The 17,423-nt window shown below is 61.5% G+C and carries 18 protein-coding genes; 6 read left to right on the top strand and 12 right to left on the bottom strand.

Annotated features, from left to right (window positions below):
• Positions 1-128 precede the first annotated feature (128 nt).
• Both AC1DRN_RS17610 and AC1DRN_RS17605 read left to right on the top strand, forming a co-directional pair.
• A complete protein-coding gene (locus tag AC1DRN_RS17610) occupies positions 129-1,073 on the top strand; it encodes an aldo/keto reductase (protein WP_223457607.1) in 945 nt (314 codons plus the stop codon).
• A gap of 123 nt (positions 1,074-1,196) precedes the next feature.
• Positions 1,197-1,850 (top strand): peroxiredoxin, encoded by a 654-nt coding sequence (locus AC1DRN_RS17605; protein ID WP_223457608.1) that lies wholly within the window; start codon positions 1,197-1,199, stop codon positions 1,848-1,850.
• 141 nt (positions 1,851-1,991) lie between these two features.
• Here the strand turns inward: AC1DRN_RS17605 and yghX are convergent, their stop codons facing one another.
• From yghX to AC1DRN_RS17575, 6 genes are all read right to left on the bottom strand, one after another.
• Entirely contained in the window at positions 1,992-2,879 is an 888-nt protein-coding gene (yghX, locus tag AC1DRN_RS17600) for a YghX family hydrolase (protein ID WP_223457610.1), read from the bottom strand.
• 106 nt (positions 2,880-2,985) lie between these two features.
• Complete coding sequence (locus AC1DRN_RS17595; protein ID WP_223457612.1) at positions 2,986-3,387, bottom strand: heme-binding protein; 402 nt, start codon at positions 3,385-3,387, stop codon at positions 2,986-2,988.
• Between the two features lie 19 nt (positions 3,388-3,406).
• Positions 3,407-4,624, bottom strand: a complete 1,218-nt coding sequence (gene glcF / locus AC1DRN_RS17590; RefSeq protein ID WP_223457614.1) for a glycolate oxidase subunit GlcF — start codon at positions 4,622-4,624, stop codon at positions 3,407-3,409.
• Positions 4,625-4,627: 3 nt separating this feature from the next.
• Positions 4,628-5,692 carry a glycolate oxidase subunit GlcE gene (gene glcE / locus AC1DRN_RS17585; protein WP_223457616.1) on the bottom strand — a complete coding sequence of 355 codons (1,065 nt, stop codon included), beginning with the start codon at positions 5,690-5,692 and terminating at the stop codon, positions 4,628-4,630.
• Positions 5,692-7,191 carry a glycolate oxidase subunit GlcD gene (glcD, locus tag AC1DRN_RS17580; protein ID WP_223457618.1) on the bottom strand — a complete coding sequence of 500 codons (1,500 nt, stop codon included), beginning with the start codon at positions 7,189-7,191 and terminating at the stop codon, positions 5,692-5,694. The genes glcE and glcD overlap by 1 nt, the downstream gene beginning before the upstream one ends.
• A 316-nt stretch (positions 7,192-7,507) precedes the next feature.
• On the bottom strand, positions 7,508-9,271 hold the full coding sequence (locus AC1DRN_RS17575; RefSeq protein ID WP_223457663.1) for an L-lactate permease: 1,764 nt from the start codon (positions 9,269-9,271) through the stop codon (positions 7,508-7,510).
• A gap of 179 nt (positions 9,272-9,450) precedes the next feature.
• Between AC1DRN_RS17575 and AC1DRN_RS17570 the strand changes: the two genes are divergently transcribed.
• Positions 9,451-9,687, top strand: a complete 237-nt coding sequence (locus AC1DRN_RS17570; protein ID WP_090456183.1) for a hypothetical protein — start codon at positions 9,451-9,453, stop codon at positions 9,685-9,687.
• Positions 9,688-9,710: 23 nt separating this feature from the next.
• On the opposite strand, the gene AC1DRN_RS17565 is transcribed toward AC1DRN_RS17570, so the two are convergent.
• Positions 9,711-9,971 (bottom strand): hypothetical protein, encoded by a 261-nt coding sequence (locus AC1DRN_RS17565; RefSeq protein WP_223457620.1) that lies wholly within the window; start codon positions 9,969-9,971, stop codon positions 9,711-9,713.
• Positions 9,972-10,291: 320 nt separating this feature from the next.
• Between AC1DRN_RS17565 and AC1DRN_RS17560 the strand changes: the two genes are divergently transcribed.
• A complete protein-coding gene (locus AC1DRN_RS17560) occupies positions 10,292-11,356 on the top strand; it encodes a hypothetical protein (protein WP_223457621.1) in 1,065 nt (354 codons plus the stop codon).
• 17 nt (positions 11,357-11,373) lie between these two features.
• Positions 11,374-11,727, top strand: coding sequence for a DUF1428 domain-containing protein (locus tag AC1DRN_RS17555; protein WP_108216019.1), 354 nt, complete (start codon positions 11,374-11,376; stop codon positions 11,725-11,727).
• A gap of 14 nt (positions 11,728-11,741) precedes the next feature.
• On the opposite strand, the gene AC1DRN_RS17550 is transcribed toward AC1DRN_RS17555, so the two are convergent.
• Complete coding sequence (locus AC1DRN_RS17550; RefSeq protein WP_056727280.1) at positions 11,742-11,936, bottom strand: hypothetical protein; 195 nt, start codon at positions 11,934-11,936, stop codon at positions 11,742-11,744.
• 122 nt (positions 11,937-12,058) lie between these two features.
• Between AC1DRN_RS17550 and thpR the strand changes: the two genes are divergently transcribed.
• Complete coding sequence (gene thpR, locus AC1DRN_RS17545; RefSeq protein WP_223457623.1) at positions 12,059-12,601, top strand: RNA 2',3'-cyclic phosphodiesterase; 543 nt, start codon at positions 12,059-12,061, stop codon at positions 12,599-12,601.
• Positions 12,602-12,860: 259 nt separating this feature from the next.
• Here thpR and AC1DRN_RS17540 read toward each other — a convergent pair whose 3' ends face one another.
• The 4 genes from AC1DRN_RS17540 to AC1DRN_RS17525 form a co-directional block, all read right to left on the bottom strand.
• Entirely contained in the window at positions 12,861-13,958 is a 1,098-nt protein-coding gene (locus AC1DRN_RS17540) for a polyamine ABC transporter substrate-binding protein (RefSeq protein WP_223457625.1), read from the bottom strand.
• A 185-nt stretch (positions 13,959-14,143) separates the two neighbouring features.
• Entirely contained in the window at positions 14,144-15,028 is an 885-nt protein-coding gene (locus AC1DRN_RS17535) for an ABC transporter permease subunit (RefSeq protein WP_223457626.1), read from the bottom strand.
• Positions 15,025-15,939, bottom strand: coding sequence for an ABC transporter permease subunit (locus AC1DRN_RS17530; protein WP_223457627.1), 915 nt, complete (start codon positions 15,937-15,939; stop codon positions 15,025-15,027). Before AC1DRN_RS17530 ends, AC1DRN_RS17535 begins: the two co-directional genes overlap by 4 nt.
• On the bottom strand, positions 15,936-17,078 hold the full coding sequence (locus AC1DRN_RS17525) for an ABC transporter ATP-binding protein (protein WP_477786762.1): 1,143 nt from the start codon (positions 17,076-17,078) through the stop codon (positions 15,936-15,938). The genes AC1DRN_RS17530 and AC1DRN_RS17525 overlap by 4 nt, the downstream gene beginning before the upstream one ends.
• Between the last annotated feature and the right edge of the window lie 345 nt (positions 17,079-17,423).

Raw genomic sequence — 17,423 nt, 5'->3', positions numbered from 1 at the left:
GACTGCTCTGGGAGTGAAAGTGGCTGGCGCCGCAAGGCTTTCAAAGTGTAGTCAATTGACCCTTGGCGCGGGTTATCCGGGTTGTTGGTGCAACGGGCCGGACCCGTGCGACTGGTGAGAAGCGTTTTATGAGCCATCCTGAGGGTTACACCCGTAGAGCAATACTCACGCTGGCTGCCGGTGCTTCGGCGGTCTTCACGTTCGGTCTGGCGGTTGCGCAACCCGCGCCGTCGATGGGAACAGGAGGCAAGACCATGCAGACCCGGGCCATTCCTTCCAGCAACGAGTCCTTGCCGATCGTAGGGCTGGGCACTTATCGCGGATTCGATGTCGAGCCTGCGCAACCGGCCTACAAAGACTTGCCCGCGGTGCTCGATGCGTTGTTCGACAAGGGTGGCAAGTTGATCGACAGCTCGCCGATGTACGGTCGTGCCGAACAGACCGTCGGCGAGTTGCTGTCGATCCATGAGCCACGCTCACCGGCCTTCCTCGCCACCAAAGTGTGGACCCGGGGCCGCGAAGAAGGCATCGCGCAGATGGAGCAATCCTTCGCCCTGTTGCAGACCGACCGGATCGACCTGATGCAGATCCACAACTTGCTGGACTGGCAGACGCACTTGCCGACCCTGCGCCACTGGAAGGAAAAAGGGCGTATTCGTTACATCGGCATCACCCATTACACCGCATCAGCCTATGAAGAAGTGGAAGCGGTACTCAAGGCCGAGCCCCTGGATTTCTTGCAGATCAACTATGCCCTGGATGATCGCGGTGCCGAGAATCGCCTGCTGCCGTTGTGCCGCGAGCGGGGGGTGGCGGTGATCTGCAACCGGCCGTTTGGCGGTGGCGGCTTGCTGGCCAAACTGAAAGATAAACCGCTGCCGGGCTGGGCGGCGCAAGTCGGGGTAAAGAGCTGGCCACAACTGGCGCTGAAGTTCCTGCTGTCGCATTCGGCGGTGACCTGCGTGATTCCGGGCACCGGCAACCCGCGCTACATGGCGGAAAATGCCCGGGCCGGTTTCGGCCCGATGCTGACCGACGCCCAGCGCCAGCAACTGATTGCGCTGGTGGGCTAGCGACTCAGCCAACGCAGGCCGGCGAGTGCCGGAACCTATCCTATAATGTCTCGCGTCCATGCCGTTGAAAGCGCATTCGCTGCCCTGACGGCGTCCCTGTCCATCACTGCAAGGAGATCGAACATGGCTATCCGCATTGGCGACGAAGCACCGGATTTCACCGCCGACACCACTGAAGGTACCCTCAACTTTCACCAATGGATCGGCGATGGGTGGGCCATCCTGTTTTCCCATCCCAAGGATTTCACCCCGGTGTGCACCACCGAACTGGGCTACCTGGCCAAACTCAAGCCGGAATTCGACAAGCGCAACACCAAGGTTGTCGGGCTCAGCGTCGACCCGGTCAGTGACCATAACCGTTGGGTCGGTGACATCGCCGAGACTCAGGGCACGGCGATCAACTATCCGCTGATCGGCGACGAAAACCTGGTGGTGGCCAAGCTCTACGACATGATCCACCCCAATGCCAGCGGCGGCGCGCGCACGGCGGTGGACAACGCCACGGTGCGTTCGGTGTTCATCGTCGGACCGGACAAGAAGGTCAAGGCCATGCTGATCTACCCGATGAGCGCCGGGCGCAACTTCGATGAAGTGCTGCGCCTGCTCGATTCCCTGCAACTCAATGCCAAACACACCGTCGCCACGCCAGTGAACTGGCGGCCGGGTGAAGACGTGATCATCCCGACCTCGGTGTCTGACGAAGACGCGAAGAAGAAGTATCCGGATGGCTTCAAGACCCTGAAGCCGTATCTGCGGACGGTGGCTCAGCCGAAGTAGTCACCAGCCGTGAGATCGCCATCGCGAGCAAGCTCGCTCCCACAGGTTCCTGAGTCGTTCACAGATATGTGCTTCGACTCGGTCCCTGTGGGAGCGAGCTTGCTCGCGATGGGGCCAGTCCTGCTGGCCCAGAATTTTTATTCAAACCAGATACTTTTTAAACCACCCCAACGTCCGCTCCCACGCCAGCTTCGCCGCCGCCTCGTCATAACGCGGCGTCGAATCATTGTGAAAGCCATGATTGCAGCCCGGATAAATGTAGGCCACATAGGTCTTGCCCCCGGCCTTCAACGCTTTCTCATAGGCCGGCCAGCCTTCGTTGATCCGCGTATCCAGTTCGCCGTAGTGCAGCATCACCGGTGCCTTGATCCGTGGCACTTCCTCGGCCGTTGGCTGACGGCCATAAAACGACACGGCGGCACCCAGTTCCGGATAGGCCACGGCAGCGGCATTGGCCACGCCACCGCCGTAGCAGAACCCGGTGATGCCGACTTTTCCAGTGGCGGCGGGGTGTTTCATCATCCACTCGACGGCGGCGAAAAAGTCGTTCATCAGCTTTTCCGGGTCGACCGTGGCCTGCAGTTCGCGGCCCTTGTCGTCATTGCCGGGATAACCGCCGACCGAACTCAGGCCGTCAGGGGCGAGGGCGATGAAACCGGCCTTGGCCAGACGCCGGGCCACGTCTTCGATGTAGGGGTTGAGCCCGCGGTTTTCGTGCACGACCACCACCGCCGGCACCTTGCCGGTGGCCTTGGCCGGACGCACCAGATAACCGCGAACCTCGCCGTGGCCCTTGGGCGAGGGGTAGGTGATGTACTCGGCAAGAATGTCCGGATCGGTGAACTCGACCTGCTCGGCCAGCGCGTAGTTGGGGCTTAGCGCGGCGAGCAGGGCTCCAGCCGTCAATCCGCCGAAGGTGAATAATGCCGCGCGGTCGAGAAACTCCCGGCGGTTGATCTTGCCGTGGGCGTAGTAGTCGTACAGTTCCAGCAGTTCAGGGGCGAAGTCTTTGGCAGTTAGGCGGGTCATTGCTGCAACTCCTCTCGGCTCGACATCTATGTTGAATGACACTCCGCCATCGCGAGCAAGCTCGCTCCCACAGGGATCTATGGTGGATGTTTGGTATGCATTCTGTTCATTTCAGGTTCTGCGCCCCGGCCTTGGCCACTTGCGCATCCTGTTCGGGCTTGACCCCCGACACGCCGACAGCGCCAATCACCTGGCCATCGAAGACAATCGGTACGCCACCTTCAAGCGAAGTCAGCAACGGTGCTGACAGGAAAGCGTAGCGCCCGGCGTTGACCATGTCCTCATAGCTTTTCGTTTCACGCCGCCCGAGGGCTGAGGTCCGGGCCTTTTCGGTGGCGATGTACGCGCTGCCCGGCGCGCAGCCGTCGAGGCGTTCGAGGGCCAGCGGGTGGCCGCCGTCATCGACCACCACTATGGTCACGGCCCATTGATTGGCCTGTGCTTCGGCGCGGGCGGCGGCAAGGATCTGGCTGACTTCGGCTTGGCTCAGGACGGCTTTGCTGTTCATGGGTATCTCCAGGATTCGGTTAAGGCAGGGCGGCTTCGACCAGTTCGATCCAGTGGCGCACCGGGGTTCGGCCCGCGCCGTCGAGGTGCGTCTGGCAGCCGATGTTGGCTGTGACAATCACCTCGGGATGGCCGCTTTCCAGGGCGTTGAGCTTGTTGTCGCGCAGTTGTCGCGACAGTTCGGGCTGGGTCAGCGAATAGGTGCCCGCCGAGCCGCAGCACAGATGCCCGTCGGGGACGGACGTCAGGTTGAAACCGAGGCCGGTCAGCAGCGCCTCCACGGCACCGCCGAGTTTCTGTCCGTGCTGCAAGGTGCAGGGGCAATGGAAGGCCAGGCGTTGCGAGGCGTGAATGCCAAGTTTTTCCAGTGGCTCGTCGCGCAACACTTCCACCAGGTCCCGGGCCAGTTCGCTGACCTTTTTTGCCTTGTCGGCATAGGCCGGGTCGCTGGCGAGCAGGTGGCCGTAATCCTTGATGAAGGCGCCGCAACCGCTGGCCGTCTGCACAATCGCTTCGGCGCCTTTTTCGATGCCCGGCCACCACGCGTCGATGTTGCGCCGGGCGCGATCGAGGCCGGCGACCTGGGCGCCAAGGTGGTAGTCCACGGCGCCGCAGCAACCGGCTTCGCGGGTCGCGATGACGCTGATCCCCAACCGGTCCAGTACCCGCGCCGCCGCGGCATTGGTGTTGGGCGACAGGCTGGGCTGCACGCAACCTTCGAGCATCAGCACCTGACGCTCACGCAGGGTCATGGGCCGCGGCTTGGCCGGGTAGACATTGCGCGGCAACTTGCTTTGCAGGGTGCCGGGCAGTAACGCGCGGAACACCTGACCGCTATTGACCAGGCTCTTGAACAGCTCTGGATGGGGCACGGTCTGACGCAACCCCTCGCGCAACAGACGCTGACCGAGGGGGCGCGGCACCGCCGCATCGACCACCGCGCGACCGATGTCCAGCAGGTTGTGGTAGTCGACGCCCGACGGGCAGGTGGTTTCGCAGTTGCGGCACGACAGGCAGCGATCCAGGTGCTGCTGGGTCTTTTGCGTGACCTCGTTGCCTTCCAGCACTTGCTTGATCAGGTAGATGCGGCCTCGTGGTCCGTCCAGTTCATCGCCGAGCAATTGATAGGTCGGGCACGTGGCATTGCAGAACCCGCAGTGCACGCAGGTGCGCAGGATGCTTTCGGCTTCTGCGGCGCGGGGCAGTTGGCTGGCGCTTTCACTCAAGGTCGTCTGCATGGTTCAAAGCTCCGCGTACAGGCGTCCGGGGTTGAAGATGCCCCGTGGATCAAGTTGTTGTTTCAGGTTGCGGTGATAGCGCATCAGCGCTGGCGGCAGCGGATGGAACGGGGTGTCGGTCAGGCCGTGGCTGAAGCAGGTGGCATGGCCGCCGACCTCGTCGACCACCTGGCGGATGAACGCCGCGTCGGCATCGGATTTCAGCCAGCGCTGGGCGCCACCCCAATCGATCAACTGGCGACCTGGCAGCGACAGACGAGGCGTGTTGTGCGGCAGTGAAAGGCGCCAAAGCGGCTGGTCTTCATCGAAGAAACTCAAGCGCTGTTCGTTGAGATCGTCCCACCAGGAAGCGTCCAACTGCTCACCACCGAGGCGCTCATGGGCCGCCGCCACCGAACCTTCACCGCCCTCAAGCCGAAGGTGCAGGCGTGAACCGTCGTGGCAGGCGGCGCTGATCGGCAGCGGCTGCTGGCCCCATTCCGCCAGGCGCAGCAAGGCCCGCTCGGCGTCCATTTCCAGGCTGATGCTCAAGGCTTGCCGGGGTCTTGGCAGCACTTTGAGGGAAACTTCGGCGATCAGCCCGAGGCTGCCATAACTGCCGGCCATCAGACGCGACAGGTCGTAGCCGGCGACGTTTTTCATCACCTCGCCACCGAAGCGCAACAGCTTGCCTTGCCCTGTGATGACCCGCGTGCCGAGAACGAAATCCCGCACCGAACCGACCCACGGGCGCCGTGGCCCGGACAGCCCGCAGGCGATCATACCGCCGACGGTGGCGCCATCGCCAAAGGACGGCGGTTCGCAGGGCAGCATCTGTTGCGCGGCGTCCAGCACTTGCGCCAGTTCCGACAACGGCGTGCCGCAGCGGACGGTGATCACCAGCTCGGTCGGGTCGTAACTGACGATGCCCCGGTGCGCGCGGGTGTCGAGAATTTCCCCGGCCGTGGTGCGCCCGAGGAAGCCCTTGCTGTTGGAGCCCTGGATGCGCAACGGCGTGGCGTTTTCCAGCGCCTGATTGACCTGTGCCAGCAGTGACGGGCTGTCATCGAAATCTTCAGGGCGGCGCATCAGAAACGCTCCAGCTCAGGGAAGGGCAGTTGACCGCCATGCACGTGCATGGCACCGAATTCCGCGCAGCGGTGCAGGGTCGGAATGTTCTTGCCGGGGTTGAGCATGCCGCCGGGGTCGAAGGCGGCCTTGATGGCATGGAACAGGGTCAGCTCATCGCTGTTGAACTGCGCGCACATCTGATTGATCTTCTCGCGCCCCACGCCGTGTTCACCGGTGATACTGCCGCCGACTTTCACGCACAACTCCAGAATCTTGCCGCCCAGGGCTTCGGCTTGATCGAGTTCACCGGGTTGATTGGCGTCGAACAGAATCAGCGGATGCATGTTGCCGTCGCCGGCATGGAACACGTTGGCCACTCGCAGGCCGTATTCGTTCGAGAGTTCGGCGATGGCGCGCAGCACGCCGGGCAATTCACGACGGGGGATGGTGCCGTCCATGCAGTAATAGTCCGGCGAGAGGCGGCCCACCGCCGGGAAGGCATTCTTGCGTCCGGCCCAGAAACGCACGCGCTCGGCTTCGTCCTTCGCCTGGCGCAACTCAGTCGCGCCGGCCTGTTGCAGTACCTGGCGCACCCGGTCGCAGTCATCAGAGACATCGGCTTCGACGCCATCGAGTTCGCACAGCAGAATGGCCTCGGCGTCCACCGGATAACCGGCGTGGATAAAATCCTCGGCGGCGCGGATGGCCAGGTTGTCCATCATTTCCAGGCCGCCGGGGATGATGCCGGCGGCGATGATGTCGCCGACCGCGCGCCCGGCTTTTTCCACGGAATCGAACGCTGCCAACAGCACTTTGGCGGTCTGCGGTTTGGGCAGCAGCTTGACCGTGACCTCGGTAATTACCCCGAGCAAACCTTCGGATCCGTTGATCAGCGCCAGCAGGTCGAAACCGGGAGAGTCGAGGGCATTGGAGCCCAGGCTCAAATGCTCGCCATCGACGGTAAGGATGTCGACCTTGAGCACGTTGTGCACGGTCAGGCCGTACTTCAGGCAATGCACGCCACCGGCATTTTCCGCGACGTTGCCGCCGATGGAGCAGGCGATTTGCGAGGAAGGGTCGGGCGCGTAATACAGGCCGAAGGGTGCCGCCGCCTGGGAAATCGCCAGATTGCGCACGCCGGGCTGAACCCGTGCGGTACGGGCGGCGGGGTCGATGCCCAGGATGTTGTTGAAGCGCGCCATCACCAGCAGCACGCCTTTCTCCAGGGGCAGCGCCCCGCCGGACAAACCGGTGCCCGCGCCACGGGCCACCACGGGGACGTGCAGCTCATGGCAGACGCGCAGCACCCCTTGCACTTCGTCGATATAGCGGGGCAACACCACCAGCATCGGCGTGGTGCGATAGGCCGACAGTCCGTCGCATTCGTAGGGCCTGAGTTCCTCCTGCTGATGCAGGATTTCCAGATTCGGCAAGCGGGTTTGCAGGGCCTGCAACAGCGCCCGTTTGTCGACGCCGGGCAAGGCACCGTCAACGCGTTCATCGTAGAGAATGTTCATCGGCGCTCGACACTCGTTCTGTTGTTACATGAGGTCTGTTTTCGCGGTCCACTGTATTAATCATTGGTCCGCAAAGCTCAGCTGTCCATGGGATCGTTGTCTGCTCGACGGACGATTCATTCAATAAACCACCGTCTACTAATGTGGGAGCGAGCTTGCTCGCGATRGCGGCAGAACAGTCGACATCTATGTTGAATGACACTCCGCCATCGCGAGCAAGCTCGCTCCCACAGGGATTTGGGTGTGCAGTACGCCACGCCCGGGTGGTTAACCCGGGCGTGGATCAGGTTTACGCAGAATTACGCTTGTATTCGATTCAATGCCCGCCCACCACCATGTGGCTGAACGGCGCGACATAGGCCTGCAACGTCACCAGGCCACCGACCAGAATCGCCAGCACGACCGAGTGGAAGAACACGTAGCGCAGGATTTCCCCTTCATGGCCGTACCAGCGGGTGGCGGTGGAGGCAACCACGATCGACTGGGCATCGACCATCTTGCCCATGACCCCGCCGGAGCTGTTGGCGGCGGCCATCAACACCGGGCTCATGCCCAACTGCTCGGACGTCACTCGTTGCAAGCCGCCGAACAGCACGTTGGAAGCCGTGTCCGAACCGGTCAACGCCACGCCGAGCCAGCCGAGCAAGGTACCGAACATCGGATAGAAGATGCCCGTCGCGGCGAAGGCCAGGCCCATGGTCGCATCCAGGCCCGAGTAGCGGGTGAGGAAGCCAAGACCGAGCATCGCCGCAATAGTGGTCAGCGAGTAGCGCACCACCCACAGGGTGCGCAGGTACTGGCGAATCAATTGCGGGATCGAGTAACCCATCAGCAAGCCGCCGACGATCGCCGCCAGCAGAATGCCGCTGCCGGTGGCGGTGAACCAGGTGAACTTGTACACCGCCTCTTCGGTTTTCGGCGCAGGCACCACGGGCGGGACTTTCTCGACTTGCAAGTGCAGGGTGGTGAAGATCAGGACCGGCGCGAACACCGGGTTCGCCTCGCGCAGCGGTTTGCCCTGAGGGTCGAGCTTGGCTGAGCTGGTTTGCGGGTCAATCGCCGGACGGGTGTCGAAGGTGTTTTTGAAGCCTTGCGTACCCCAGATGAACACGAAGATCGTGAGGATGATCCATGGCATCCACGCGCGCATCACTGCCGGGTTCGCCTCATTGGCGAAGGTTGCAGTCGGTACGGGCTTTTCGTCGTGTTCGGCGTCGATCTTCGAATTATCGACCCGGCCGGACAGCGCAGCCGAGGTGTGCACCGTGGCCGGTTTCCAAACCTTGAGGAAACCAGTCAGGCAGGCCATGGAAATCAGCGCGGCGATCACATCCACCAGCATCGGCCCGTGATAGTTGGACACCAGGAACTGCGGCACGGCAAAACTGACCCCGGCCACCAGGATCGCCGGCCAGACTTCCAGCATCTTGCGCCAGCCGGCAAAGGCCCAGATCAGCCAGAACGGCACCAGCACCGAGAAGAACGGCAACTGCCGGCCGACCATCATCGACAGCTCCATTTCATCCAGCCCGGTCACCCTGGCCAGGGTGATGATCGGCGTGCCGAGGGCACCGAACGCCACGGGGGCGGTGTTGGCGATCAGCGCCAGCCCCGACGCGGCAAGCGGCGAAAAGCCCAGCCCGATCAGAATCGCCCCGGTCACCGCCACCGGCGTACCGAAGCCGGCCGCGCCTTCGAAAAACGCACCGAAGCAGAAGGCGATCAGGAGTAATTGCAGGCGTCGGTCATCGGTGATGCGCGCCAGGGAGTCTTGCAACACCTTGAACGAGCCGTTCTCGGTGGTCAGGCGGTGCAGGAAGATGATGTTCAACACAATCCAGCCAATCGGCAGCAGACCGTTGGCTGCACCGAACAGCGCTGCGGTACCCGCCATGTTCGCCGGCATGCCGAAGGCGAAAATCGCGATCAGCAAGGCCGAAACCAGGGCGAGCAATGCCGCCAGGTGCGCCTTGACATGAAAGAACGCCAGGGACGCCAGCATCACCACCACCGGCACAGCCGCCATGAATGTTGAAAGCACCGGGTTACCGAACGGATCGTAGACTTGCTGCCAGACCATGTTCCACCTCTGCTTTTTATTGTTGGGCATGCAGATCCCCTGAGGGGAGGTGGACTTCAGTATAGGTGGCATTGCGCCGCTGTCAGTGCAGGCCTCCGGTCCTGCCAATCGGCGCAGTTCCGGGGGCTGAGCTAGCATGGCCAGTAGGGTTTGAATTCAGTCAGGGGAGCAATGCAGTCATGACCGAGCGCCATATGGAGCACAAGGAAACGCTATCGAACGGATGCAACATCAAGGTTAAGGCCGAGATATTGAAGGACGGTTCGTTGGGCATGTTCATCGGTGTCTATCGGCCGGACGGCTCGGCCATCGATGAAAACCATGATCCACGGCCGCACATGCTGGACATGGAAGCGGCGATGGATTGGGGGATCGATATTGCCAAGGGGATTGGCAATAGCCAGCGAACGTTGTGAGCCCGGGCGACCGGCGGTCGCTGTCAGAACCCGAACGAACGGGCCGAGCCTTTTGCCAGCTCGACATCCAGCAGATGCTCGACCAGCACGTCATTCAAAAAACGGAACTGATCATTGAGCCCGACCACTTCGTTGCTGAAGTGATGATCGGCTGCCGGGATCAGCAACGCCTCGAACTTCTCGTCGAACAGCAGAGTCAACTCTTTACGAGACTCGAATTTCTGCGCGTAGAAATTGTTGCCGAACACCGGAAAACGCACGGCGAGGGTGACGGTGTGAATCATGATGTTTGCTCCTCGCTCAGGACGTACCAGGAAAATACGCCCAAAGTGAAAGCCGTCAGGGCCAGGCAGGTCAGCAGATGGATCAGCATGATGTCCCCCTCCGATTCGGGGTTTCGTGTTGGCTTGGGATTGATCCTACGCTGACGGCCATCAAGCGGAAGGCAATCGCGGCGATGGTGAATATCGATGCAAGTGATGGTGGTTTTTTCTCTGTTGATGCGGGCCTTTTCACGGGCTCCGGGACATCGCCACCTATACTTATGCCCAAAGTTTCGCGTGTCGGGCATTTCGCCCGGTACCCACTTCAGGAAGCCGCCATCTTGAACCTGCGTTCGCTGATCATTGCCGTGCTGGTGGTGTTGGCGGGGTGTGCCACGCCTGTGCGTGCGCCGGTGGAAGTGGCACCGGTCATCGTTCCTGCCAGCACCTGGCAACAAGTGGACCGGGAGATCGTCACCGCCTCGCAGACGGCCACCGAGCAGGCCAAAATCTACGCCCGCGGCGCCATGGATTACTGGCGCACACGGGTCTATGAATTGACCGAGCAGAATTTCATTCCGTGGTTCAGCAGTTACTGGACCCAGGAATGGCTGTCGATGAAGGTCAGCTGGTACACCATCAGCGCCAAGGGTGAGCAGGACGCCGTGGAAAAACGCCTGGCGGCGTACCTGCTCGAAGCCTATCAGGAGAAGGTCCTGGCCCCGGCGGCCGTGGAACTCGATCCCGATGCGATTCTCGGCCTGGCAGCGGCGTTCTATGTCGACATCCTCAAGGAAGAGCTGCAGAAAATCTCCAGCCGCAACGGCGTGCCGATGCCCCAGCTCAACGGGCGCATCCAGAAAGTCCCGGCCATCGCCCTCGGGCCTCCGCCGACGAGGGACGCCTCGTTGTACCAGATCGTGCACACCGAACCGCTGAACTCCTTGCCGGCCTTCGCCGCGCTGATCGACAAAGTCCATAGGGCCGGTGGCAACAAGGGGGTGGGCTCGACCGACACCGCGATGGCGCCGGTGGCCAGGCGCGCCAGCCGGCGGATGGAAGCCGAGATGGCCCCGCGCGGGGCCGCCAGCGCCGTGGCCGCAGCGACCGGGAAACTGGCCGGTGGCTTGATCACGCTAGGGGTGGCTGGCATTCGCGCATTCATCCAGGCCTTTGACCGGCCCGATAGCGAGGCGCTGATTCGCCGTAGCCTGGGCAATACCTTCGACAAGGCCTGGCTCAAACTGGTGCAGGACCCGACCAGCGGCGTCATGGCCGCCACGCTTTACATGGCGGCGCAGATCGAAGGCAGCCTGGGCGGCAGCGCACAACCGCCGGTCGGTTTGAGCGCCGGCACTGTCGATCGGACGCCAGCGCAACCGACTAACCTGCAGCACACCCCATGACCCAAGGAGAAAAACGCATGTCTTACGTCGATGGATTCATCGCTGCCGTACCCACCGCCAACCGTGAGCAATACATCATGCACGCCAAAGTCGCCGCCTTGGTCTTCAAGGAAAACGGTGCCTTGAGCGTGGTCGAATGCTGGGGCGAGGATGTCCCGGAAGGCAAGGTCACCTCGTTTCCAATGTCGGTGAAGCTCAAGGAAGGCGAAACCGTTGCCTTTGGCTGGATCATCTGGCCTGACAAGGCCACCCGCAATGCCGGAATGGGCAGGATGATGCAGGACCCGCGCATGAAACCGGACGTCAATCCAATGCCCTTCGATGGCCAGCGCATGGTCTACGGCGGGTTCGAAGTGCTCCTCCAGGCCTGACGCTGCACGCGGGATCACTCCGGCGTCGGGGTGATCCTGCAACTCTTGCGCTGGCGGATCTCGTCGTCCGTCGGCCGCTCGCGGATGAACTCGAAGCGCGGCTCGCCTTCGCTGTAATGCACCAGCCAGCCCCATTCCAGCTTGAGTTCATCCTGGCCTGGCTCGGGCGGTCTGGCCCACCATGGTTCCTTGCTGATGATCTGTCGCATGGTCCCCTCCGGTATTTCGGGATGCTGAAACTATAACTCGCATGCCCCGTGGCGCCAGAAATGCGCTGGCCGGTACGCGAGTGTTGAGTACACTCTGGCAGTCTTCCCAGGAGGTGTCCGGCATGAACGACGAAACCCGCGAGCCGTTCAAGCGCCTGTTCTTTGCGCTGAACTGCGCCCCCGCCCTGCGCCGGGATATTGCCCAGTGGCGCAGTGCGCTGCAACTGCGCAACGGACGGCCGGTGCCGGCGGAAAACTTTCACCTGACGCTGAAGTTTTTGGGGGCGGTGGGTGTGGCGCAGATCGCCGAGCTCTGCAACGCTGCGGCGTCCATCCGTACACCGGGCGAGCGCTTGACGGTGGTGCTGGATCGGCTGGACGTGTGGCGCAGGGCAGGGGCGTTGGTGCTAGCGCCGCAGCAGGCGCCCCCGGCATTGCTGCGCCTGGTGTATGCCCTGGAGCAGGCGATGTTGCCGTTCGGTCTGGAGGAAGCACCAAGGGAATACCGTCCGCACCTGACCCTGGCACGGCAGTATCGGGCGTCGGTGCCGGAGTCCGCGACACCGCCTGAGTTCTTCCTGCGGGCTGATCGATTCACTCTGTTCGAATCCCACAAGGGACGCTATCGGGCGCTGGCCGAATGGCCGTTGATTGATCCCCAATAAAAAAGGCGCCCATGGGCGCCAAACTTCACCTGAACCGAGAGAGCCAGGTGAGACCGTTCTACTTGCAGGAGAGGCAGCGGTGGTAAGACGCTGCGTGAACGGAAATGGGTAAAGCTGAAATGTGTGCTGGAGGTTCTGGCCTCATCGCGAGCAAGCTCGCTCCCACAGGGATAGCGCGAACTTCAAGGTACATGCGGTACCTGTGGGAGCGAGCTTGCTCGCGATGGCAATGTCAGACTCAGTAGATCAATTGAGTGAATTACTGGCCGAGTTTCACCTTGGTCCAGCCACGGGTCATGATCCGCTGGATGGCAATCGGCTGGTCCGGCACGGCATAGAGCGTGGCCATTACCGCTTCCGGCGGGTAGGAGCCCGGATCGTTACGGATGGCTTCATCCACCAACGGCGTGGCCGCCGCGTTGGCGTTGCTGTAGCCGATATTGTTGGTGATGTCGGCAATCACGTCGGGGCGCATCAGGAAGTTCATGAACAGGTAAGCGTTCTCGACGTTGGCGGCATCGCGGGGGATGGCGAGCATGTCGTAGAAACTGGCGGCGCCTTCTTTCGGGATGCTGTAGTCGATCTTCACCTTGTCCCCGGCTTCCTGGGCGCGGGCCTTGGCCTGCAGCACGTCGCCTGAGTAACCCACGGCCACGCAGATGTTGCCGTTGGCCAGGTCCGAGATGTATTTCGACGAATGGAAGTACGCCACGTTCGGGCGAATCTTCATGAACAGCGCCTGGGCTTGGGCGATGTGCTGTTTGTCCTGATCGTTCACCGGGTAGCCCAGATAGTGCAGGGCGGTCGGGAGCATTTCAGTGGGCGAATCGAGGAAACTGATGCCGCAGGCCTTGAGCTTCTCGGCGTTTTCCGGTTTGAACAGCAAGTCCCAGGAATTGGTCGGGGCATTGGCGCCGAGCACTTCCTTGACCTTCTGCGGGTTGAAACCGATGCCGATCGAGCCCCACATGTACGGGATGGCGTGGGCGTTTTCGGGATCGCTCGCGGAGGCGTTTTTCAGCAGCACCGGATTGAGGTTTTTCCAGTTCGACAGCTTCGATTTGTCCAGTTCCTGATAGACACCGGCCTTGATCTGCTTGGCCAGGAAGCTGTTGGACGGCACCACGATGTCGTAGCCGGATTTACCTGCCAGCAGGCGTGCCTCAAGGGTTTCGTTGCTGTCGAAGACATCGTAGGTCACCTGGATGCCGGTCTCGTCCTCGAACTTCTTGACGGTATCCGGGCCAATGTAATCCGACCAGTTATAGACGCGCAGAACCTTGTCATTGGCCTGGGCGCCAGTGGCGATTGCGCCCAATAAGGACAGTGTCAGCAGAGTCCTGCCAAACATTTTCATCGGTACAACTCCATTTCTTATTTATTCCAAATCACACGGCAAACATTTGTGGCAAGAGTGCTCCTTTGTAGGAGCGAGCTTGCTCCGGGCGGCGATCCGACGATGGACCTGAGGGCGACGCGTTCATCCAGACAACACGCGTTATCGTTAACGTCCATCGCGAGCTCGCTCCTACAGGGGCGGCACTAGGCAGTCGCTTCTGCCATTTGCTTTTTAGGTTGTTGCCAGGATTCGCTGGTGGTCTGGTCCATGGCTTCCTGGATCGCGCGCTTGCGGCTTTCTTCGGCACGGCGGCTGAAGAACCAGACCATGAAGGTCACGATGGACACCGCCAACAGGATCAGGCTGGCCACGGCGTTGATCTCGGGTTTCACGCCCAGACGCACCGCCGAGAACACTTCCATCGGCAGGGTCGTGGAACCCGGACCCGACACGAAGCTCGCCAGCACCAGGTCATCCAGCGACAGGGCGAAGGACATCATGCCGCCGGCCGCCAGAGACGGCGCGATCATCGGAATGGTGATCAGGAAAAACACCTTGAATGGCTTCGCACCCAGGTCCATGGCCGCTTCTTCGATGGACAGGTCCAGTTCGCGAAGGCGGGCGGAGACTACCACCGCCACGTAGGCCGCACAAAAGGTGGTGTGGGCGATCCAGATGGTGACGATGCCGCGTTCCTGCGGCCAGCCGATCAATTGCGCCATGGCCACGAACAGCAGCAACAGCGACAGACCAGTGATCACCTCAGGCATCACCAGCGGCGCGGTGACCAGGCCGCCGAACAGCGTGCGGCCCTTGAAGCGGGTAACGCGAGTCAGGACGAACGCGGCTAACGTCCCTAGTGCGACTGCTGCGACGGCGGTGTAGCAGGCGATTTCCAGCGAGCGCCCCACCGAGCCCATCAGCTGGCTGTTGTCGAGCAAACCGGCGTACCACTTGATCGACCAGCCACCCCACACCGTCACCAACTTGGATGCGTTGAACGAGTAAATCACCAGAATCAGCATCGGCAGGTAGATAAACGACAGGCCGAAAATCAGCATGAACTTTGAAAATCCGAAGCGTTTCATCCCCGTGCCTCCATCTCTTTGGCCTGGCTGCGGTTGAACAGCAGAATCGGCACAATCAGGATCAACAGCATCACCACCGCCAGGGCAGACGCCACCGGCCAGTCGCGGTTGTTGAAGAACTCTTGCCACAACACACGGCCGATCATCAGGGTTTCCGGGCCGCCCAGCAGTTCCGGAATCACGAACTCACCGACCACCGGAATGAACACCAGCATGCAGCCGGCGATGATGCCGTTCCTGGCCAACGGCACGGTGATTTTCCAGAAGCTGTTGAAGTTGCTCGAACCCAGGTCCGACGCGGCTTCCAGCAGGCTGCCATCGTGCTTGACCAGGTTGGCGTACAGCGGCAACACCATGAACGGCAGGTAGGCGTAAACGACCCCGATGTAGACGGCGGTGTTGGTGTTGAGGATCTCGATCGGCGCCGAGGTCAGCCCGGTCCACATCAAGAATGCGTTGAGCAAACCGTTGTTGCTGAGGATGCCCATCCACGCGTAAACGCGGATCAGGATCGCGGTCCAGGTAGGCATCATGATCAACAGCAGCAGGACGTTTTGCGCTTCCTTGTTGGCCTTGGTAATCGCGTAGGCCATCGGGAAACCGATCACCAGGCACATCATCGTGCTGAGCAACGCTACTTTCAACGAGCCGAGGTACGCCGAGATGTACAGTTCGTCCTGGGTCAGCAGGCTGTAGTTACCGAGGTTCAACAGCAGCTGAAATTTTTGCTCGGCGAAGGTGTAGATCTCCGAGTACGGCGGAATGGCCAGGGCTGCTTCCGAGAAGCTGATCTTCATCACCAGGAAGAACGGCAGCATGAAGAACAGGAACAGCCAGATGAATGGAATCCCGATGACGAGCTTGCGCCCGCTGGGGACCAGTCTCAGAAATTGCTGATTGAAGGTTTTCATGCGCGCAGTACCACGCCGCTGTCGTCTTCCCACCACACGTAGACCTGATCGTCCCAGGTCGGGCGCGCACCACGGCGTTCGGCGTTGGCCATGAACGACTGGACGATCTTGCCGCCGGGCAGCTCGACGTAGAACACCGAGTGGCCGCCGAGGTAGGCGATGTCATGCACCTTGCCGCTGGACCAGTTGTAGCGGTGCTCGGGCTTGACGGTGCTGACCAGCAATTTTTCCGGACGGATCGCGTAGGTAACCGACTTGTCCTGCACCGAAGTGCTGACGCCGTGACCGACGTAGATCTTCTGCTCCAAATCCTTGCTGTGGATGATCGCGTGACCTTCCAGGTCTTCTACAACGGTGCCGTCGAAGGCGTTCACGTTGCCGATGAACTCGCAGACCATGCGGCTGACCGGTGCTTCATAGATGTCGACCGGGCTGCCGATCTGGGCGATCCAGCCCAGGTGCATGATCGCGATGCGTTCGGCCATGGTCATGGCCTCTTCCTGGTCGTGGGTCACCATCACGCAGGTCACGCCGACGCGCTCGATGATCTCCACCAGCTCAAGCTGCATCTGCGAACGCAGCTTTTTATCCAGTGCGCCCATCGGTTCGTCGAGCAGCAGCAGCTTCGGACGCTTGGCCAGGGAACGGGCCAGGGCCACGCGCTGACGCTGGCCGCCGGACAGTTGGTGCGGTTTGCGCTTGGCGTACTGGGTCATGTGCACCAGGCGCAGCATCTCCTGCACACGGGCTTCGATTTCGGCCGCTGGCAAACGGTCCTGCTTGAGGCCGAAGGCGATGTTCTGCGCCACCGTCATGTGCGGGAACAGCGCGTAGGACTGGAACATCATGTTGATCGGTCGTTCGTACGGCGGCATGTCGGTGATGTCGACACCGTCGAGCAGAATCCGGCCTTCGGTCGGGCGCTCGAAGCCGGCGAGCATGCGCAGCAGGGTCGATTTGCCGGAACCGGAGCCACCGAGCAGGGCGAAGATTTCACCCTGGTGGATTTCCAGGGACACATCGTCCACGGCGGTGGTTTCGTCGAACTTCTTGGTGACGCGATCGATTTTCACCAATACCTTTTTCGGTGCCTRGTGACCTTCAAGAGCCTTCCTGTAGATGCTGGAGGCGTTTGCCATGTGAAACTCCCAACAGGTTTCAGTCGCCCGGCCAACACGGCCCGGCTTAATAGTGGATTGCAAACCCGTGAAGCCGGTCCGCGCTGATCCCTTGTAGGAGCGAGCCTGCTCGCGATGGTCGCCAACGATGACGCTGGCAGTCTGAATGCCCGCGGTGTCCGGACATCCATCGCGAGCAGGCTCGCTCCTACAGGGAATTGCGTTTCCCACCCCGGGTTTATTCGGCGCCGCCGTCCTGGCTGCCTGGTAGTACTTGTTGTTATTGCAGTGTGTTGTTTTCGCGGGCGGGGCACGCACAAGCGCCTGCCCGCTCGCGGTGGGCAGTCAATCGTTGAATGTGGGTGT

The sequence above is a fragment of the Pseudomonas sp. P5_B3 genome (assembly GCF_056400405.1).
This window is presented reverse-complemented; position numbering and strand designations above follow the sequence as displayed.